The organism is Microbulbifer maximicatervae (SeqCode) (assembly GCF_052466985.1).
Window position 1 is genome coordinate 3,618,596 of sequence record NZ_CP174298.1, and the last position, 20,269, is coordinate 3,638,864.

At 50.9% G+C, this 20,269-nt stretch carries 21 protein-coding genes and 1 riboswitch; of the genes, 7 read left to right on the forward strand and 14 right to left on the reverse strand.

All coding sequences use genetic code 11. The features are described 5' to 3' along the window. Positions 1–5: 5 nt before the first annotated feature. On the reverse strand, positions 6–671 hold the full coding sequence (narL, locus tag ACJJI3_RS15960) for a two-component system response regulator NarL (protein ID WP_108731363.1): 666 nt from the start codon (positions 669–671) through the stop codon (positions 6–8). Positions 672–869: 198 nt separating this feature from the next. Between narL and ACJJI3_RS15965 the strand changes: the two genes are divergently transcribed. Further along, positions 870–2,483, forward strand: coding sequence for an MFS transporter (locus ACJJI3_RS15965; RefSeq protein ID WP_444940254.1), 1,614 nt, complete (start codon positions 870–872; stop codon positions 2,481–2,483). A gap of 54 nt (positions 2,484–2,537) precedes the next feature. Here the strand turns inward: ACJJI3_RS15965 and ACJJI3_RS15970 are convergent, their stop codons facing one another. The 12 genes from ACJJI3_RS15970 to ACJJI3_RS16025 all read right to left on the reverse strand — a co-directional run bounded on the left by ACJJI3_RS15970 (position 2,538) and on the right by ACJJI3_RS16025 (position 12,812). After that, on the reverse strand, positions 2,538–3,740 hold the full coding sequence (locus tag ACJJI3_RS15970; RefSeq protein ID WP_444940255.1) for a hypothetical protein: 1,203 nt from the start codon (positions 3,738–3,740) through the stop codon (positions 2,538–2,540). Positions 3,741–3,840: 100 nt separating this feature from the next. Further along, entirely contained in the window at positions 3,841–4,959 is a 1,119-nt protein-coding gene (locus ACJJI3_RS15975; protein ID WP_444940256.1) for an ATP-binding cassette domain-containing protein, read from the reverse strand. Continuing rightward, positions 4,959–5,681, reverse strand: a complete 723-nt coding sequence (gene modB / locus ACJJI3_RS15980) for a molybdate ABC transporter permease subunit (protein WP_444940257.1) — start codon at positions 5,679–5,681, stop codon at positions 4,959–4,961. Before modB ends, ACJJI3_RS15975 begins: the two co-directional genes overlap by 1 nt. Then, entirely contained in the window at positions 5,678–6,460 is a 783-nt protein-coding gene (gene modA / locus ACJJI3_RS15985; protein ID WP_444940258.1) for a molybdate ABC transporter substrate-binding protein, read from the reverse strand. The genes modB and modA overlap by 4 nt, the downstream gene beginning before the upstream one ends. Next, on the reverse strand, positions 6,445–6,924 hold the full coding sequence (gene moaE, locus ACJJI3_RS15990) for a molybdopterin synthase catalytic subunit MoaE (protein ID WP_444942568.1): 480 nt from the start codon (positions 6,922–6,924) through the stop codon (positions 6,445–6,447). The genes modA and moaE overlap by 16 nt, the downstream gene beginning before the upstream one ends. 10 nt (positions 6,925–6,934) lie before the next feature. After that, positions 6,935–7,180 carry a MoaD/ThiS family protein gene (locus ACJJI3_RS15995; RefSeq protein ID WP_444940259.1) on the reverse strand — a complete coding sequence of 82 codons (246 nt, stop codon included), beginning with the start codon at positions 7,178–7,180 and terminating at the stop codon, positions 6,935–6,937. Positions 7,181–7,201: 21 nt separating this feature from the next. Then, complete coding sequence (gene moaC / locus ACJJI3_RS16000) at positions 7,202–7,693, reverse strand: cyclic pyranopterin monophosphate synthase MoaC (protein WP_282951931.1); 492 nt, start codon at positions 7,691–7,693, stop codon at positions 7,202–7,204. Positions 7,694–7,696: 3 nt separating this feature from the next. Then, positions 7,697–8,239, reverse strand: a complete 543-nt coding sequence (moaB, locus tag ACJJI3_RS16005; protein ID WP_108731355.1) for a molybdenum cofactor biosynthesis protein B — start codon at positions 8,237–8,239, stop codon at positions 7,697–7,699. Between the two features lie 2 nt (positions 8,240–8,241). Beyond that, positions 8,242–8,841 carry a molybdenum cofactor guanylyltransferase gene (gene mobA / locus ACJJI3_RS16010; RefSeq protein ID WP_444940260.1) on the reverse strand — a complete coding sequence of 200 codons (600 nt, stop codon included), beginning with the start codon at positions 8,839–8,841 and terminating at the stop codon, positions 8,242–8,244. Between the two features lie 4 nt (positions 8,842–8,845). Next, on the reverse strand, positions 8,846–9,823 hold the full coding sequence (gene moaA, locus ACJJI3_RS16015) for a GTP 3',8-cyclase MoaA (protein ID WP_444915016.1): 978 nt from the start codon (positions 9,821–9,823) through the stop codon (positions 8,846–8,848). Further along, positions 9,812–9,962, reverse strand: a riboswitch (molybdenum cofactor riboswitch). It overlaps the preceding gene by 12 nt. Positions 9,963–10,158: 196 nt before the next feature. Next, positions 10,159–11,367 (reverse strand): alginate export family protein, encoded by a 1,209-nt coding sequence (locus ACJJI3_RS16020; RefSeq protein WP_444940261.1) that lies wholly within the window; start codon positions 11,365–11,367, stop codon positions 10,159–10,161. Between the two features lie 143 nt (positions 11,368–11,510). Further along, positions 11,511–12,812 (reverse strand): MFS transporter, encoded by a 1,302-nt coding sequence (locus ACJJI3_RS16025; RefSeq protein ID WP_444940262.1) that lies wholly within the window; start codon positions 12,810–12,812, stop codon positions 11,511–11,513. Between the two features lie 412 nt (positions 12,813–13,224). Here ACJJI3_RS16025 and ACJJI3_RS16030 point away from each other — a divergent pair, with 412 nt between their 5' ends. The 6 genes from ACJJI3_RS16030 to ACJJI3_RS16055 all read left to right on the forward strand — a co-directional run bounded on the left by ACJJI3_RS16030 (position 13,225) and on the right by ACJJI3_RS16055 (position 19,824). Beyond that, the gene (locus ACJJI3_RS16030) at positions 13,225–14,700 is read left to right on the forward strand and encodes a NarK family nitrate/nitrite MFS transporter (RefSeq protein WP_020413728.1); all 1,476 of its coding nucleotides are present in this window, start codon (positions 13,225–13,227) and stop codon (positions 14,698–14,700) included. Between the two features lie 101 nt (positions 14,701–14,801). Further along, positions 14,802–16,574 carry a bifunctional protein-serine/threonine kinase/phosphatase gene (locus tag ACJJI3_RS16035; RefSeq protein WP_444940263.1) on the forward strand — a complete coding sequence of 591 codons (1,773 nt, stop codon included), beginning with the start codon at positions 14,802–14,804 and terminating at the stop codon, positions 16,572–16,574. Positions 16,575–16,916: 342 nt separating this feature from the next. Continuing rightward, entirely contained in the window at positions 16,917–17,339 is a 423-nt protein-coding gene (locus tag ACJJI3_RS16040) for a mCpol domain-containing protein (protein WP_444940264.1), read from the forward strand. 8 nt (positions 17,340–17,347) lie between these two features. Further along, entirely contained in the window at positions 17,348–17,950 is a 603-nt protein-coding gene (locus ACJJI3_RS16045) for a Cap15 family cyclic dinucleotide receptor domain-containing protein (protein ID WP_444940265.1), read from the forward strand. Positions 17,951–18,100: 150 nt separating this feature from the next. After that, on the forward strand, positions 18,101–18,724 hold the full coding sequence (locus tag ACJJI3_RS16050; RefSeq protein ID WP_108731347.1) for a Cap15 family cyclic dinucleotide receptor domain-containing protein: 624 nt from the start codon (positions 18,101–18,103) through the stop codon (positions 18,722–18,724). Next, entirely contained in the window at positions 18,724–19,824 is a 1,101-nt protein-coding gene (locus ACJJI3_RS16055) for a nucleotidyltransferase family protein (protein WP_444940266.1), read from the forward strand. The genes ACJJI3_RS16050 and ACJJI3_RS16055 overlap by 1 nt, the downstream gene beginning before the upstream one ends. Positions 19,825–19,937: 113 nt before the next feature. Here the strand turns inward: ACJJI3_RS16055 and csrA are convergent, their stop codons facing one another. Beyond that, positions 19,938–20,120 carry a carbon storage regulator CsrA gene (gene csrA / locus ACJJI3_RS16060; protein WP_108731345.1) on the reverse strand — a complete coding sequence of 61 codons (183 nt, stop codon included), beginning with the start codon at positions 20,118–20,120 and terminating at the stop codon, positions 19,938–19,940. Positions 20,121–20,269: the final 149 nt, after the last annotated feature.

Here is a 20,269-nt window from a genome sequence, read left to right on the forward strand (position 1 = left end):
ACAAACTAGTGGCTGCGGTTTTGGGATTCCGGTCGCTTCTGATTAACCATCCACACAGCAGCTTCCACCCGGGAGCGCATGCCCAACTTTTTCAATAAGTGTTTAACGTGAACCTTTACAGTGGCATCACTGATATCCAATTCACGGGCGATTAACTTGTTACTGAGGCCATCGGCGATCAATTGCAAGATCTGGTATTCGCGACTGGTGAGCGTCGACAGGGTATCCGCACCGGAATTGTCCGGCTTGCGCAGGGCGGAGGCGAGGATCTCGGTAAGGCGCTGGCTGATAGCGAGCTTGCCGTGTGTAGCCTGGATAACCTGATCGAGAATATCTTCCGGCTCCATATCCTTGAGCAGGTAACCATCGGCACCGGCACGAATACAGGAAACTACGTCCGCGTTGTTATCGGAAACGGTGAGTATCACGATACGTGAGGCTACATCGGCTGCACGCATTGCCCGCAGGGTATCCAGCCCGTCCATACCGCGCATATTCAGGTCCAATAGAATAAGGTCCGGCTCGTGCTGTTTGGCCAGCTCCAGCGCTTCCTCCCCGCTACTGGCCTCGGCTACCAACTCCAGGCTGGGCTCCATAGCAAACAATTGCTTGAGACCTTTACGAAACAGAGGATGGTCATCAACCATCATTACCGTGGCAGAAGAAGTCATGGGGTGTCCTGCTTCATTGCTGTAAGTTGTACTAATTCTGAACAGTGACTTTAACACAGGGCTCAGTGCCTGCGCTTACCCCCAAATGGGTAGCTATTACGCGCGGGGGCAAAGGGGTTACTTACTGTTGGTAATTGAGCAGGGATAAGCACCGGCCCATAGTGGCCGGACGAATCATTTCGAGGAGGAGTGGCCGCCGTGTCTGACATCTACGAGTGGGCCCCAGAGGACAGCAAATTCTGGCAGTCCAAGGGCAAAAAAATCGCAAACCGGAATTTGTGGATATCCATTCCCAGTTTGCTGTGCGGCTTCGCCGTGTGGCTCTACTGGGGCATTATTACCGTTCAAATGCTCAACCTTGGCTTCCCCATTGCCAAAGCCGATCTGTTTACCCTGATGGCAATTGCCGGCCTCACCGGTGCTACTCTTCGAATACCCAGTAGTTTCTTTATTCGATTGTTCGGTGGGCGCAACACCATTGTCTTTACCACGGCCCTATTGATGGTCCCTGCCCTGGGCACGGGTATCGCCTTGCAAAATCCTGAGACCCCACTGTGGGTATTCCAGTTGCTGGCTCTGCTGTCTGGTATCGGCGGTGGTAACTTCGCCTCTTCCATGTCCAATATCAGCTTCTTTTTCCCCAAGGAAAAACAAGGGTTGGCACTTGGCCTAAATGCAGGCTTGGGTAACTTCGGTGTTACCACCATGCAGATCCTGGTACCGCTGTTTATGACCTTCGGTGCCTTCGGCGCTGCCGGCGGCGATCCCATGACCCTGGTGAGCAGCTCTGGCTCCCTGATTGGTAAAGTACCAGCCGGTTCTGAAGCGTGGATTCAAAATGCCGGTTTTGTATGGCTGCTGTTCCTGATTCCACTGGCCTTTGTCGGTTGGTTCGGTATGAACAACCTGCGCACCGACGAAGTCACCCCGGATGTGGGCAGCTCTATCGGCGCGATGTTGAAGATGACCATGATGTTGGGAATCGGCCTCTTTACTGCAATCGCAGGTCTGTGGCTGTTGCTTCCCGAAGCGGCCAACGGTTCAGGCTGGGGTGTGCCCAAGGAAATCGTTCTGGTACTGGTAATCGCCGCTACCGTGTTCGGCTTGAAGCTGCTGCCCGGTGAGATCAAAACCAGCTTGCAGCGTCAGTACCGTATCTTCAACAACAAGCACACCTGGGTGATGAGTGTCATTTACACCATGACCTTCGGCAGCTTTATCGGTTTCGCTGCGGCCTTCCCCCTGGCTATCAAGGTGATCTTCGGATACAGCCACGTGATGGTGGATGGGGTTATGACTCACGATACCATCAACAACAATGGCCCCAGCGCCCTGATGTACGCCTGGATGGGTCCATTTATCGGCGCCCTGATTCGCCCGGTGGGTGGTTGGATCTCCGACCGCATCGGCGGAGCCCTGGTTACCCAAATCTGTGCTGCAATCATGGTGGGTAGTGCCCTGGGTGTGGCTTACTACATGAAGGCTGCCTACGGCTCAGCCACTCCGGAAGAGTTCTTCCTGCCCTTCTTCCTGCTGTTCCTGGTGCTGTTCGCCGCTACCGGTATCGGCAATGGCTCTACCTTCCGCACCATCGCCATGGTGTTCCCGAAAGAGCAGGCAGGCCCGGTATTGGGATGGACTTCAGCCGTTGCCGCCTACGGTGCCTTCTATATTCCCAAGGTCTTCGGCGAGCAGATCAAAGCCACCACCCCGGAATACGCTCTGGCAGGCATTGCTATCTTCTACGCGGTTTGCCTGGTGGTTAACTACTGGTTCTACTTACGCAAGAACGGCGAATTCTACAATCCATAATTTGGTCTCACGGGCGGGGAACCGCTGTTGCGGGGAGGTTTAACCTCCCCTTTTTTATTTCACCTGAACCAATATCGGCGTTATATCCGAACCTTCAAGCAAGCTGGAAATCAGCTGCCTATCAGTATCCCTGCGATAGTAGATCGTCACTTCATCCAAGTCTTCAACGGTCGGCATCGTCGGGCATAGATGCCTGGCAATAGCCATACACATCTGCTCATAAAAATCTAAATCGTGCAGCTTATCCAGATAGATATGGCACCCTGCGATATCCTCAGCACTAATCGTATAGTTGTAACCTATGGGCGGCTGAAAATAGTAGCCCTGCACAGTAATAGACCCATCTGCATTTTCAGTGACTTCGTATTGGACAAGTCTGCCGCAGATACTCTGTTGGTACCCAACAAGATCCTCCGCAACTGAGGCAAGACTGTCATCCGTCTCAATGGTGCTCTCAATTTCACTGTAGGCTTGATGGATAGCTTCAAAGCAGCTCAAGCAGGACATAACACCCGCTTCTTGCAGCTCTGGCAGCAGTTCTGTCGCCATATCTTCAAGCAATTGCACTAACTTTTCTGCCGAGATGGCGTCGCGAAAATAGTAAGAGCCTTCTTTCTCAAGCGCCAACTGGAAGATTTTTAGCTTGCGCTCCGGGCAATAGAAATCGAGGTGGTAGAGAGGCTGTTCTGGATCGGAAGTGTGGTTGTTTAGCTCTACCTTGCCCAAATACGGGATAAAGAAGGTAAAGGACCAGTACTCCGGGCAGTGAATAAATCGCCGGCAGTGCTCTTCGATATAACCGGGCAAATATTGAAGGTCGAAGAAATTGGCCAGATGATAGTTACCACCACCCTGATATTCCGCTATGGAGTCATAGTTATAAAACGGGTGCTCGCCGTTGAAATCTATCTTAACTCTCTGCCCACTGGCTGCGCGGCAAGCCAGATGAAAGTACAAGGCATCGTCTTTGTAAGTAGAGTGGATAACGATAGCGTCGCCCTTTCGGCGAAGCTGATAATGGAAAGCATCGACCCGGTAGGGCTCACAATCCTCAAGTAGCTCGGCAATTTCCAGCTCACCCGATTCCAGGCGGCATACTCGATAGTTGTGCCCGCCTTCTTCTATGCAACGAGTAAGTACTGGGTGTAGATCCTCAATGGTCACAGCTTTCGCTACAGGTAAGCCCTCGACCTGTGCTTTTTCCCGGTAAAACTTATCGCCCTCGTTAAAGAGGGAAATTCCCAACACAACGCCCATAGGAGCACCACTAAGTTAGCTGATGTTCAAACTTAGCAAAAAAATTGCTGGGGTTTTAGGGATCGAAGAAATGCACTTTCAGAAATTGCCCTGGAACTACTTACAAACCAGCAAGACTACCGGCCTTAAACTGGGCAAAGTAGGTAGTGCCTTCACGCAGTTCTAGGCGCTCGCAGGAGAGACGGGAAATATCTGCGTAGAACACCTGATCAGCAGCGGCTAGCTGTAAACGAATACGGCCATCGGCAAGGTTCTGCTTAGCAACTAAAGTTACCGGCAAGCAATTGAGGATACTGGACAGGCCCGGCTTCTCTACACTGAGGCTGATATCTCCGGCTTCCAACAGAAAAGCAGCGGTATCGCCTTTTCGATAATGGCCTGCCACCCTATCTGCAAAGATGGAAATCCCACCTAAATCCAAAGTGAGCAGACCATCGTTTAGGGATTCCACTCGCGCTTCAATCCGGCTGCGACAACTATCCCCTACGCCGTGGCTATCCAGACGCTGGGCAACTTCAGGTAAAGGAAGTGGTGCGGACAAATTGGCAGAATCCATCCATAAACAACGCTGGGCCAGCAGCTGGATTTCATCAAAGTCGTGACTGGTCCAGATTACCAGCGCCGGATATCGGGCCCAGAACTCCCGTAGGGTCGGCAATAGGCGCCGTAGTACCTGGGCGCGGTCAACCGCTGAAAGCGGCTCATCAAATAATTGCAGCGGCGCGTTGTTATAAAGCTGGCGTAATACAGCCACTCGCTGGGCCTCTCCACCAGAGAGTAACTCCACCGGCTGATGTAGCAGCGCTTCAATACCAAAAGCCTTTAGCAGCCGACCACACTCTTCCTCGGGCAGTGGCCTGCGGCTGTAACGGCGGGCCAGTGCCAGGTTATCTGCCACCGACTGGCCGGCAAACAAGCGGCTATCCTGAAAGCCCAAAGAAAGCGTTCTTTTGTGGGTAGCCAGGGCGCGGCGTCCGCGCTGCCAAACCGTATTGGCAAAAGTGATATTGCCACGGCAATGGCGTTGGCCAGCCAAAGCAGCCAGTAATGTGCTCTTGCCACTGCCGGAGGGACCGGTAAGGCCAAAAATTCCAGAGGCTGGCAGCTCTAACTGCCAGGGAGTTGCAGCGATAAGCGGAGTCACCAGCCCTGCAACACTCAGTCCGTTGGAATCAGAAGTGGTAGACGTAGTACCGAATAGGGGTAAGGTGATTTCCATTAGCCCAGCACCCCCATTACCGGTTTAGCGCGCTCACTGTTTAATCCGCGCGGGGCCAAACTATGTCCCAGCCAACGGGCAGCGAGTAGCAGTACCGTAGTAATTCCCATCAACATCAAAGCCAGCCGGTGCGCCGCACCGTATTCCATCGCCTCCACATGCTGATAAAGGGCAATAGAAACCACCTGGGTCTCACCGGGAATAGAGCCACCAATCATCAGCACTACCCCGAACTCACCCAGAGTATGGGCAAAGGTTAAAGCGCAGGCACTCACAATAGCGGCGCGACTCGCCGGCAAAAGAACTTTTAATAGTGCCGCCCAGGGCGGTATACCCAGCGCTGCGGCAGCCTGGGTCAGGCGCTGACCATTGGCATTAAACGCGGCTAGCAGCGGCTGCACCATAAACGGCAGGGAATAAATAACTGACGCAAATACCAAGCCGGTAAAGGAAAACACCAAGGGGCCATCAAAAAGTTGTGACAGCCACTGCCCGGGCGCATAGTTAGGGGAAAATAAAAGCAGTAAATAAAAACCCAACACCGTGGGTGGCAGTACCAGCGGCAGGGTAATTAATACCTCTATGCCATGGCGCCAGCGGCTCTGCCATTGGCTCAATTTCCAGGCCAAGGGCACGCCGATAATAAACAGGAGCAAGGTAGTTAAGCCGGCCAATTTTAAAGTTAGCCACAGGGCCTGCCAGTCGGCAGCGGCGATATTCATAAGCCACTCCCTCCATCTCTACTTCGATCTTGAGTTGGCAAAACACCGTAACCCAAGTGCTGTAGTTGCACCTGCACTTCCGCTGAACGCAAATAGTCAGCGAGGGACTGCGCCTCTTTAGGCCGACGGCTCTGGGTGGGAATCAGCAGCTGCTGTTCAATGGGTTTGTACAAACGCTGCGGCAGCAACCAGTAGTTATCGCGGCCGGCTGCTTGCATCTGGCTTGCGGCGACAAAGCCCAGCTGCGCATTGCCGGAATCCAGCATTAAATAGGCTTGGCCAGCATTGTGGGCCCGGGCTAATTGAGTTTGTTTTTTCCTCCACAAGTCCAGGCTTTGCAGCGCCTGCCGGGCGGCACTGCCAAAGGGCGCTACTTTGGGATCGGCTAGTACAATTTTATCGGGCCAGGTTTGCAGTAACTGCTCGATATTCGATTCCGATTTTGGGTGCCATAGAGCCAATAAACCCAGGGCATAAGTCTGGCGACTGTTGCCCAGTGCCCCACCCTGCTTTTCCAACAGTTCGGGGCGCTCGCGATCAGCAGACAGGAATAAATCGAAGGGCGCGCGGTGCGCTATTTGCTGGTAGAGCACCCCGGAGCTGCCGCTACTGATTTGCACCACACAGGCATGGCGACGCTCAAATTCCGGCAGTACCTCTTCCAGTGCCGGGCGGAAGCTGGCCGCTACCGCCACCCGCAAGGTGCAGTTATCCGCATTAACCGGTAGCGCGATGGCTACCAGTAAAGCGGATAGCAGCAGGCTCAGCCGGCGGACCACTTTTCCATCTCCGCAGCATCACTGGCCCGGGCTTCGACCCAGCGCTCTGAAGACTTACCCGACTCATCCGCTACCGCTTCGCGCTTCCAGAAAGGCGCCTCAGTTTTGAGGCGATCCATAATGTATTGGCAGGCGGCAAAGGCAGCCTGGCGGTGGGGGCTGGTAACACCGACAAAAACAATTTCATCGTTGATCTGCATGGGGCCAACCCGGTGGACGATAGTCACACGCCCCAGGGACCAGCGATCGCGGGCATTATTGATAATCCGTTGCAGGCTTTTTTCCGTCATGCCCGGATAGTGTTCCAGGGCCAGGCCGCAGACATCACTACCGGCATTGAAGTCCCGCACCGAACCCACAAACAGGGCGCAGGCACCATCACCACTGTTGCCTTGCAGCGCAGTATATTCAGCCGCTACGTCGAGGGGCGTTTCACAGACTTCAATACGATCAACGGCTGTCATATTGGCACCACTAACCGCCGGTAACCGGCGGGAAAAATGCAACTTCATCCCCGGCCTTCACCTGGGCTCCAGTTTCTGCCAGCTCCTGGTTCAGGGACATACGAATATCGTCTCTTTGCAGATGCGGGCTCCAATCCGGGTGTTGGTCACATAGGGTTTTGCGAAGATCATCGAGACTGCCGGAAAAGTCCTCCAGGGTAGTCTCGCCCATGCCCAATTGCTGGCGCAGACGCGCGAAAAACAGAACCTTTACCATCGCTTTACACCTCTGAAATTTTTACGCCTTGTCCGCAGCATCGCCGCGCCAGTGGCCGCGCTTACCGCCGGTTTTTTGCAGCAGGCGGGTCGGGCCGATTTCCATCGCCGGGTCCACGGCTTTGCACATATCGTAAATGGTCAGCGCCGCTACCGAAGCTGCGGTTAACGCTTCCATCTCTACTCCGGTGCGTCCGGCCAAGCGGCAGAAAGCGGTGATATGCACACTGTGCTTTTCCGGCTGTAATTCGAAATCCACCGCTACTTTGGTCAACGCCAGCGGATGGCACAGGGGAATTAAATCCGAGGTTTTCTTCGCGGCCTGGATGCCGGCGATACGAGCTACAGAGAGCACGTCACCTTTTTTGTGCGCCCCTTGGCTCAGCAGTGCAAAAGCCTCTGCACTCATACAGATGCTGCTCTCGGCCAGGGCGCTGCGGTCAGTGATGTCCTTCTCGGTAACATCCACCATGCTGGCTTCGCCGCGCTGGTTTAAATGGGTTAATTGGCTCACAAATTACCCCCGGCTCTCGCAGGGCGCGCTGGCAAAGCGCACATGAGGGATAAAGTTACAGGGCTTATGGCGGGCATCCAGCTGCTCCAGCAATATGCCTTCCCAAGCCGTGCGGCAGGCTCCGGTGGAACCAGGCATACAACATATCAGTGTGCGATTAGCCAGGCCGGCGAGCGCGCGGGATTGCACGGTGGAGCTGCCGATATCCCCCAGGGAAATATGGCGGAACAGCTCGCCGAAGCCGTCGACGGTTTTATCGAACAGCGGGCTCAGGGCCTCCGGCGTGGAGTCGCGATCGGTAAAACCGGTACCACCGGTCACCAATACCACCTGCACTTTGGGATCGGCAATCCAGGCGGAGACCACTGCGCGCATCTGGTAAACATCGTCCGGGGTAATGCGCTTATCTGCGAGCTGATGGCCGGCAGTTTTGAGGGCTTCCACCAGATACTGGCCAGAGGTATCAGTCTGCTCGTTGCGGGTATCGGATACGGTAAGTACCGCGATATTGAGCGGTACAAATTCTTTGCTAGCATGTGCGGACATAATCAGTGGTCTCTCAAAAAACTGTTTTCTGGAGTTTTATCCGGCGTACTCAAGCCGAGATAATCTGCCGGCGTATTGATATTGCGATGCCAATCGCCAGCACTTTTTATGGGTATGGATTTGGCCCCCAGGTGACGCAGCAGTGCGCCGACAGAATTGCGCGCACTGCCTTCGACGGCACGGCGCAAATAATCCAGGCAATCGCCATTTAAAGGCAGCCACAGGGGAAAAAAGAAGTTTTCAAAATAACAGGGCCGGCCACTTGCCTGCCCCTCCGCCAATAACTCTGCGAGGTGCTCTCGCCCGAGCAAGGGCATATCTACCGGGATTACCAGGGTCGCATCGGCACCGGTTGCTAGGGCTACCGAATAAAGGCCGCCCAGTGGGCCACGCTCTGGCACCAGGTCTTCAATCGCTCCGGGACGGGCGCCGCTGGTGACGACTTTTTCCAGCGGAAGCTCACTCAACAATGCCTCAGCATGCTGCAAGAAATTGCCCTGTTGAGGGTGGGCCAGCAATGCCTTATCACGGCCCATCCGGCTGGAGCGGCCGCCGGCCAGCACCACGCCGATTGTCGATTCACTAACAAGAGCCCTGGCCATAACCCTAGCCCCCCAGCATCGCCAGGTTGCGGGTAGCGCCGGTAAAACCTTCGTGCAGCTGGTGGCCTGCGGTCTTATCCACAATCAACTCGCGGATATGGGCCGCCAGCGCCTCGCTATCGCCATCGGCGATGATTTCGCGCATATCAAAACCCTGGTCCGCAAACAGGCATAGGTGCAACTTGCCCTGGGCTGATACCCGCAGGCGGTTGCAGCTTGCACAGAAGTCCTTGCCGTAAGGGGTAATCAGGCCGATACGACCGGCGTAATCCGGGTGGAAATACTCCCGTGCCGGACCGGCATCGCGGGTGCGAATAACCTGCTCCCAGCCTTCCCGCAGCAACAGGGTTTCTATATCGCCGCCGGAGACATGGTTGCTGGCGAAGAACTCGCGGTTATCGCCGGTGCGCATCAATTCAATAAAGCGCAGGGTCACCGGAGTCTCGCGAACCCAGGCGAGGAAATTATCCAGCTCGGCCAGGTTGTACTGGCGCATCAGCACTGCGTTGACCTTGGTATCGATACCCAAGGCCAGGGCGCGATCCAGGCCTGCTAAGGCTTTATCCAGGCGGTTGTGGCCGGTGATATGGTGGAATTGAGTTGGGTCGAGGCTGTCGATACTGACATTCACCTGATCCAAACCCGCGCGGTGCCAGTCGTCTATCTGACTGGGCAGGCGGTAACCATTGGTAGTGATGGCTAAGCGGCGAATCTTATCGCTAGCGCGCACGGCTTCGAGCAGCGGCACCAGGTCTTTGCGCAGGGAGGGCTCTCCGCCAGTAAGGCGTACCTTTTCCGTACCCAGTGAAGCGAAAGCGCGCACTAATGTGCCCACCTCAGCGACTGAGAGAGGATTTTCCCCTTCCAGGGAACGTCCGCAACCGATGCCCTCGGGCAGGCAGTAGTTGCAGCGGTAGTTGCAGATGTCCGTCACGGACAGGCGCAGGTAGTAAAACCTACGGCCAAAATTGTCTTGTAACATTAAACGCCTTTCCAATTTCGGGAGGCCGCGCAGTTTCCCGCTAGACCCTGGTGGCCGGTACGGCCACGGTCCCGGCACCTTGCAACGTCAATAAAAAACGACGCGGTTTAGGTAGCGGGACTCGGTGTTTAAACTGATGTCAGTGTATCAAGCTGGTTAATTTATGCTTGGGGCAAAGGTGGTACTCCCTTGGTGCTCGAACTGATGCTCCTCGGGGAGACATCAAAACGTGGAGCTTCAGTCGATTAAAATTTATAAATTATAAAAACAGGTTCAAGGTGCGGGGAAAACCCCGGCCGAAGCCGGGGGCCTCGCTAAGGAGTTCTTTCAGCCGCTTAGAAATTAGCGGTTACCATGATCCAAAGCTTGTCGGTGTCAGTGCTGTACTCATCAGCACGATAAGTTGCGTACTTAACGAGTGCAGAAATGTCGTCGGTGATTTTGTGCCCGTAGCTCAGGTTCCACTCATCACCGTAACTAACGGAGCCCTCGGCCGCTTCAAAGTTGTGATAGGTCAAGCCCAGCTTGCCACCGGCCACTTTCATAGAACCGCCAACATACAGATCTTCGACACCGTCAGCGGGGGTTCCCAGGAATTTATCAGTGAAACCCTGGAACTTGTGCAAGGTTGCCAGCGGGGTTTTAAAACCAACGTCATTGTCGGAACCCAAAACTTCATAACCGAGTTTTGCCGCAACAGGACCCAGATCAGCGCCAAGTTCTGCCAGGTAATAATTAGCACTATAGTCATACTGGTTGTCACCAATATCTGACTGGTGCGCATAACTCAGGTTGGCTTTTACCGGACCAAATTTACCTTTGTAATCTACCCCATAAGTGCGACTTGCATTATCGGTGAAATCTTCCAGATCCAGATTGTAAACAAAAGCGCTGATTTTATGGTTTTCAGCTACTGGATAAATTGCGTGTAGCAGTTGGATATCGCCGCCCATATCGGAACCAGCACTGTCTTCACCAAAAATACGGTTAACGTTGTAGACGTAGCTGTAATCCAGCTGGAAGCTATCGGCACTGCCGTACTGATAACGAACACCATCGTAGGTCTGCTCGTTTTGTCTCCAGCCAACACCGCCGACAAATCGCTGCCCGTCCAGGTTAATGCGCTGGCGACCGGCGGTAATTATGGAGTTGTCACCATTGTAGCGAATGTAGGCCTGGTTAATTTCAGTTCCTTCCGGATCAACTACAGTCGGGTAGTCAGTTTTACCATTAATGGTGGAGTTGTAGCTGTCATTGCCAACCGCCGTAACATCATCCATTTCCAGGAAGCTGGTAAAGCCACGGTAGCTGCCACTGCGCCAGTTAAGGCGGGTTCTTAAAGTGGATGCAACTGCTTCATCATCAATACCATCCTGATCAACAGTCTCTACGCGGTAACGCAGATTCAATCCGACTTCACCGGATTTCAACGCATCCACCAGAGTGGCATTTTCACTTTCCTGCGCAGCGGCCTGCAATGCAACAGTGCTGCATGCCCCCAACAGTAAGGCACCGAGAATTTTTGGGAATTTGGAAACGGTCATGACGCTTTTCCTTTGCAACAACGGAGTGAACAGTGACAAATTACAATTTTTCAGACTCGACTGAAACCATAGATTTTTTCCTGCTTAATTAATCTTTACTCCCTAGCCTTTACTCAGGCGTAATCCCTTATTGGTAGTGGGCACTACCTATCCGGCAAAGCCTCGGTTTCGCTGGTTTCCTCAAGCAGGAAATTATTTTGCTGTGCGTACTGTAAACGCTGCATATAATTTTCTCTTTGAATCGCCAAATACATAACCAACATACAAATAGCGAGCACACCGTAGAGCAGCATAAAGGCCGCACTGTGGATACCTACTAAGTCCTGAGCGATACCAAAAAGAACAGGCAGGGTAAAACCACCGAGGGCACCAATAGTGGCTACGGTACCGCCAACACTCCCCATATGCGCGGGGAAATTATCGTGCAGCGCTTTGTAAACAGACGCGCGGCCAAATCCCTGGGCGATACCGATAACCAGTAGCAGTAAAGTGAACAGCTCAATACCCACTTCAATATTTAAATGCACATCCCGTTCCACCCCGTGAATAGTCATACTGGTGGGCGGGTAACTGAGGAAGAAAAGACAGACCAGGCAGGTCCAGAAAACACTCCAATTGACGGTGCGCGCACCGTAGCGATCGGCAAACCAGCCCCCCAAAGCGCGCAGTGAACTGGAAAGGGCCACAAACAGCAGGGTGAGTGCCATTGCTACTGGCGTACTGACTTGGTACACCGACAGATAGTAATTCGGCAACCACAATAAAAGCGCGAGAAAACTGCCAAAAACAAAGTAATAGTAGAGCCCATATCGCCAAACCCGGATTTGCGTTAACGGCTTTAAATGACTGCGCAGATCCGGCTTTCCCCGGCTGCGCATATAGCGGGTTTCCTCTGGTGCAAAAAATTCGAATAAAACCATCATCAGGATAATCCCGGCTCCATAAACCGGCCCTATCCACTCACGGCCAAACCAATTTTGAATGGCAGGAGCCAATGCCAAGGTAATTGCAGCTCCGGCATTTCCTGCACCAAAAATGCCCATCGCAGTACCCTGCCGCCCTCTTTCGAACCACGGGCTGATATAGCGAATCCCCAAAACAAAAGACACCCCGGAAATACCCAGCCACAACCCCGCCAGCAAGTGGGCCCCGTAGCTGTCGATAAAGGGCAACAAAAATAGCACCGGCAGCAACAGCAGCATCTGCAATAAAATCAGCTTTTTCGCAGAAAAATATTCCACCAGTAATCCCACCGGAAAACGCAGCAGCGCCCCGCTCAAAATCGGCGCAGCCAGTAGAACCCCGTATTCAGTTGCAGACAGATCCAGTTGCCCGCGAATCTCTACCCCCAATACCGCGTAGAGCGTCCAAACAGAAAAATTAGCGGCGAACATGGCCGAGGCAAATATCAGCGCGCGCCCGGCGAGTTGCTGTGTATATTGCACGGCAGGCATCTCCAAAATATTGGCTGTCGAAAATTAATTGCCACCCCGGTTATGCACCGCATTGGGCCCCCGCCCTAGAAAAGTGATCACAGAAATACAGCGGGGGCGAGAAATCTACAGAGGCAAGCCACTGGCAAGATGCACAAAAAATCGGCTAGCGACAATTACTCCCAAAAACCCTTTTTAATCATTATCAATTTCCACCAACTACCCCTACTGGGGTAGAAACGCACTAAAAACCGCCCCTACCCACTCCGAGCTACTAACCCCAAGGGGTTACTCCCTTCCATATATAAATCGATTTCCCTTCCACTTACCCCTTTTGCGCACTTTCCCTCTGGCGCTGCTCAAATACTATCGGTCATGACCCTATCCACCTCTAAAAATTTCTGAGAAGCCGGAGAAAATAGTCATGAGTCAATCCAGCGGCCTCAATTTATTTAATTGGGGCGATCCCAAAATAAAGACGCTGCACGTTACTTGGTTTGCGTTTTTCCTGACTTTCGTGGTGTGGTTCTCCCACGCTCCGCTGATGGTCTTTATCAAGGAAGCGTTCGACCTCACCAGCCAGCAAGTTAAAGCCCTGTTAATCCTCAACGTGGCACTCACCATTCCCGCCCGTATCATTATCGGTATGCTGGTGGATAAATTGGGACCGCGCCTGGTGTACAGCGGGCTGCTGATGACCTCATCTTTAATCTGTTTGGGCTTCGCCACCGCAGACAGTTATGAATCCCTGGCCCTGTTCCGCTTCCTGCTGGGATTTGTGGGTGCCGGCTTTGTAATTGGTATCCGCATGGTGGGTGAATGGTTCCCAGCCAAACAAGTCGGCCTGGCAGAAGGTGTTTACGGCGGCTGGGGGAATTTCGGTTCTGCTGCCGGTGCCATGACCCTGCCCACCATCGCCCTGCTGTTCGGCGGTGAAGACGGCTGGCGCTATGCCCTGGGCCTCACCGGCATCATCGCCGGCCTGTACGGCATCATCTACTACCGCGTTGCCCGCAACACTCCTAAAGGTTCCACTTACTTCAAACCGAAGAAGAGCGGCGGCCTGGAAGTGACCAGCAAGCGGGATTTCTACTTCTACCTGCTGATGAATGTGCCCATGTACCTGGCACTGGCAGCGCTGGCTTACAAACTGTCTCCCAGCGGCGTAGCCCTGCTGAGCCAGAATGCCACCTACGCAATGTGGGGACTGCTGGTAGCACTGTTCGCCTTCCAGACCCGCATGATCTGGAATGTAAACAAAGACCACCTGCGCGAAGGTGTGCCCGAGCTGGAGAAATACAACTTCAAGCAGGTAGCCATCCTCGACCTGGCCTACTTCGTCACCTTCGGCTCAGAGCTGGCCGTGGTTTCTATGCTGCCCCTGTTCTTCCTGGAAACCTTTGAAGGATTGAGCCCGGTGAAGGCCGGCCTGCTCGCCTCTGGCTTCGCCTTTATGAACCTGGTGGCCCGCCCAACCGGTGGATACTTCTCTGACAAACTGGGACGCCGCCGCAGCCTGATGTTCCTGATCGGCGGCCTGGCAGTGGGTTACTTTGTACTGAGCCAGATCAACGGCGGCTGGTGGATTCCCGCTGCGGTAGTGGCCACCATGTGCTGCTCTTTCTTCGTGCAGGCCGGTGAGGGTGCCGTATTCGCCGTCGTACCCCTGGTGAAGCGTCGCATGACCGGGCAGATCGCCGGTATGGCCGGAGCCTACGGCAACGTGGGTGCGGTTACTTTCCTTACCGCCCTGTCTTATGTCAGCTACAGCCAGTTCTTCCTGATTATCTGCGGCGCAGCAGCGGTGATCTTCTTCGCCTGCCTGTTCCTGGAAGAGCCCAAAGGCAATATCGCCGAAGTGCTACCGGATGGCACAGTGCAGCTGATCAGCGTGGAGTGATCGGAAAGCGGTTATCCAGCAACAAACGCAAAGGAGGGCCAATGGCCCTTCTTTGTTTTTCGCCGTTGGTCTGAGGGGACGAAAAGAGATAGGAGAAAGCTGTGAGCGAAACCAATTCCGGGGTGCAAACAGAAACCGAGGCAAACCCCGAAGCCCAGACACCGCGATTGAGCCACGGCCTCTGCACTAGTGCCGGCATCAAACCGCAGAACGAAGATGCCGCAATCTATCACTGGCCAGACAATCCGCACTTGCAGGAATACCTGGGCGCAGTCGCCGCGCTGGCCGATGGAGTCAGCTCTGCCGAAGCCGGCGCACTCGCCAGCTACACCGCCACCGAGCAGTTTGTGCGGGACTATTACAAGGTGCCGGATACCTGGTCTGTGGCCCACGCCGGACAGAAAATCCTCGCCTCCATTAACAGCAAGCTATACCGCAAAAGCCATGACTTTCCCCAACAGGAAAAGGGTTTCCTCTGCACCTTCTCTGCCCTGATTTTTAAATCCCGCACCGCCCACTACTTCCATATCGGCGACAGCCGTATCTATCACCTGCGCGGCGACAACCTTAAATGCCTCACCCGGGACCACAACATCACCCTGGCCCACCGCCAACAGATGCTATCCCGCGCGCTGGGCATGGATACCGGCCTGCAAGTGGATTACGGCCAACTAAGCCTCGCTAAGGACGATGTACTGCTGATTACCAGCGACGGCGTGCACGACTTTATCAAGCAGGATCTGCTGCGCGAGCTGCTGGCAGATACCGAAATAAGCGAACAGGAAACAGCGGAAACCCTGGTGCGTCTCGCCGAGGAAAACGGCAGTGACGATAACCTCTCCGCATTAGTGGTAAAGGTAAAGGCATTGCCACAAACCACCCTGGATGACTACAGCCGCCAGCTTACCCGCCTGCCCTTCCCACCGGAATTGGAACCGGGCATGGTATTGGATGGTTACCAGGTAGAGCGGGAGCTGTTCTCCTCCCAGCGCAGCCAGCTGTACCTGGTGCGCGACAGTGCCACCAGCGAAACCCTGGTAATGAAAACCCCCTCGGTAAATTACGAAGACGATATCCACTATATCGACCGCTTTATTCAGGAGGAGTGGATAGGCCTGCGTATTCGCAGCCCCCAGGTAGTGCGCCTGCATCGCCAGACCCGCCCGCGCACCGCGCTCTATTACCTGATGGAGTATGTACAGGGCAGTACCCTGGAGCAGTGGATCACCAACAACCGCTTTCCCAAACCGGCGGAAGCGTTTCGCATCCTTAAGGAGATTGCAACCGGGCTACAGGCCTTCCACGATCAGGAAACCATTCACCAGGATTTGCGCCCGGCCAATATCATGATTGACGGCGACGGGCGGGTAAAAATTATCGACTTCGGCTCAGTTTATGTAGCCGGCAGTGCCGAGATTTTCCGCCCCCTGGAACACCCGGAAGCGCTAGGCACCGCCAGCTATTCCGACCCCCACTATATCCTTGGACACAACAGCGGTATTCGCGGCGATATCTATGCCCTCGCCACCATAGCCTACGAAATGTTTACCGGCGAACTGCCCTACGGCGAAGAAATTGAAAACTGCCGCTCCCACGCCGACTTCGAACGCCTGCGCTACCGCACCGCCAGCCAGTTTAATCCCGTAGTCCCCATCTGGTTCGACCGCGCCCTGGAGCGCGGATGCAGTATCGACCTGGAACAGCGCTACTCCACGCTGACGGAATTTATGCGCGATCTGGCCAATCCCAACCCGGATTACTTGCGGGAAGATCCTGCTGAGAAAGGGGATGCGTCTTTGTTTTGGAAGATTCTTTGTGGGATTTGGGTGGCTACTTTGTTGGCGGTGGCGGCGTTGTTTTCGTCTAGTGGTTGAGACTAGATATTGCTGGTACAACAGTACCATTTTCAAACTTAATGGCTTGTAACATTTATAAAACACTCAGGTATAGCGAGCACTAATGGAGGGATATTATCTATTATATTGCGGTTGTTCTGCCATCATACATTTACAGGCCCATCTTTCTCGATTTCGCATGTAGTCAAAATTAAAACTCAGAATAAATTTAAAATATTTATACTAATAAAACGCTAACCTATTGATTTATAGGCATATAAATTCATATAAACATATACTAACCTGCCCCTTTCCAGTCTCAACACACTCAATAATACATTTCTCATCAAGCATTATTTCCACACTGACGGGTATACATAAATGGTAACCTATGTAAACTTTGATACAATCAATGCTTTGTTTTTTCAGTGGGAAACGTCTTTGAAATATATATCTATTGATGGTGATGATGTAGGAAGAAAAATAACATCCTGTTATTTGAATAACGATGAGGATAAATTGCACTCAGTTAGCAAGCAACTTGAAGAGTCCACAAAAAAAATTGCTGACTTATTATTAAGCAGAGGTTTTGATGTAATTTTTAGTGCCGCCGATGGCGTTGTCGCAAGAACTGAAAGTGATTGTAATTTTGAAGAGATTTTTCTCTGTATTTGCTCATGCTCATCAATAGGAATTACATTTTCTGCTGGAGTAGGAACTAGCTTAAGAGAAGCATATATTGCTTTATTAAACTCGAAGAGCAATGGAAAAAATCAATTGTCGCACTTTGATACACTTAAGTGAAGCAATGCATGTTTAGAATAGTTAGATTTGATTTACTTTTAAAAATTGTTGTCATACTCTCAATATTAATTGGAGTTGCAGCTTACGTAATTATTGAAAAACTTACTGGCATTAATGTTAGCATTTTTAAACTTACGACGATTTCAGTAGCTGCATCAACTGTTGTAATGTTTATATTGTTATCGCCATTTATATCTCGTCAAATTTGGCGCTTAGTGAAGTTTTTTAAAAAAGATCTATACCCTGATTTAAATGGGGTTTGGGTTGGGCAAGTTATCACTGAAGACGGAAAAATATTTGAAGTAAGGGCAATTATAAGACAAGCACTACTTATTACTGAAATAGATATGCATGGTGAGACAGTAAAATCGATCACTCTTGAAACGACACCAACAATTGAGCTTAATAAAAAGAAATTATATTACGTTTATCGTTCGACGCCTAAGAATCCATCTTGGGGAGAGTACATAGGATCAACTATTTTCGATGTTATCGAGGATAGTAATGCACTAACACTTTCAGGCAAGTATTACACTGATCGAAAATCAGTTGGCAGGATATCAATAAAACGGGTATCAACGGATAGTAATGCCGACGTTTCGTACTATTAATACCTGATGTGCAATTTCAGGAGAAGCCTACGGCATCACCTAATACAAGCATTCTATATTTGAGGAACTATTCATTAAATTTTCCTTGAAAGAAAAAATATAAATTGCAATGTTTCGCTTGGAAAACATTAAATTTAGAGGTGGTTTGAGATGCAGAAATCTGTACACCCATATGCTATTTTTGATCACAAGAGGCAAATTGTTGGCCGATTTCTAGGCATTGCATCTTTTATTTTAAGCCCAATTATAACTAATTTTTTCATTTCTATCACTTCACTAACAGGTGCGAAGTTTACTGGTACATTTATAATTACAGCTGGAATAATATATTTAGCTTTATATTGGATTTTCGATAACTTCATATGGAAAGTCAGAATAGTTGGAAAATTCTTATCAATACCAGATTTTTCTGGCGAATGGATTGTTGATGGACAAACAATAAATGATACGGGAGATACTCTATATGTATGGAATGCAAAAATTACAATTGTTCAAACATGGGATAATATCTCAATTAAGTTAGCAACGGACCAGAGTGAAAGTTATAGTTATACTGCAACGGCCTTAAAACTTCCCGATAATTCTTGGCAGCTTTCATACAGCTATTGCAACCAGCCTGATCTTAATCAAGTTCATGAACTCAATTCACACAAAGGTTTTTGTGAATTGAGGTTTTGCATCAAAGATGGATACGCAAAAGGAACATATTTCAATTCACACGGACGTAGAACAATAGGAAATATGAAGTTAAATAAATTAAAGGGAGATACTTAATGAACTATGAATCAAAGCTGAATGAACTAAATGCTAGGCGGGCCTTACCTCAGCATATAAAAGAAGGAATGACATTCGATAGCGAATTTTCAAAATCAATAAAAGAAGATTATCAGGAAATAAATGAAAGCGGTATTGTTAAATATATTATAGGCGCCATGCAGCCAGTAAATAGTAGGTATACAGAAATTTGTTTTGAAGAAGGAAACAGGGTAGCACGGGCTTTGAACCAAGATTTGGAAAATCATGGTATATATTCAACACATAAATTTCAAGGTTCCGTCCCTTTGGATATTCATATTAAAGGCGCCAGTGATGTTGATGTATTGATTTTCCATAATTATATAACATACGAAATACCCATGGCCTCACATAAATCATATATTCCTTGCAAAGAGGGCATTTCAATGAGTGTCCGAATGAGAAAATTAAGGTTAAATTCAGAGGCAATATTAAAAGGCAGATATCCAGCTGCCAAAGTGAATATTAATGGGGCAAAATCCATAGCCATGGAGGGTGGCTCACTACAACGCAAAGTGGATATCGTACCGGCTCATTGGCATGATACGCTTAAATATCAGAATAGTAATCAAATCGAGGACAGAGAAGTACAGCTATACGACAAGGAGAGAGATATAACCTTTGGAAACTGGCCATTTAAGCACATGCACCTGATAGATCAAAGGGACAGACGTTATTCAGGCAATGTTAAAAAAGTATGCAGGCTACTGAAGAATATTAAAGCTGATGCATCCAATCACAAAGAAATTTTGGTAAGTTTGAGTAGCTATGACATAGCTGGATTGGTTTATCATATGGATGATCAGTTAAATAGCCCAAGTTTTTATGATCTAGGGTTATTAGGGCGGGTTAATGATTATATGCAAAGCATATGTGCAAACAATTGTTATTTAGGAAATCAGCTTATTACTCCTGATGGAAGCAGGCGTATTCTTGACAGCGATGAAAGGCAAGCTGGCGTTCTAGCGCTCACATTGGAAGTGAATTCTTTATATCGAGATCTGCTTAAAGATACTGCACCAAATCTTGACGAGAGTGCCGGAAGAGTTTATCTAAACAATAGAGCTGTCTATATTTGACCTAGAACATACCTAGGTTAGTTTCAAGTATTAGACCCAGAGTAAACGCATGCATAGGCCCTCCGCTTGGCCACGGCCTATGATGCTGGCATTCTATAGTCGCGACTAAGTTATCAAGAATTCCGCAGCGCCAGTTCTTTTTGGAGGCGGTTATATATTTCCTCGCGATGAACAGGTAGAGATTTAGGAGCACGTATTCCTATCTTCACCTGATTACCCTTAACTTCCAATACAGTGACTGAAACATTGGCTCCAATTCTTAAGTTTTCACCCGTCCGGCGTTTTAAGATCAACATAATTATTTCCTAGTGATAGTCAAACCATGGGTAGACCTTCCCACGATGGAAGGCTGAGAAAGTAACATTGTGAGGAAATACGGGGTGGTGCGCGGGAACGGTAGGCATAGAAGAAGAAAAGGCAGGCACAACGCCTCCAGAGCTTGAGG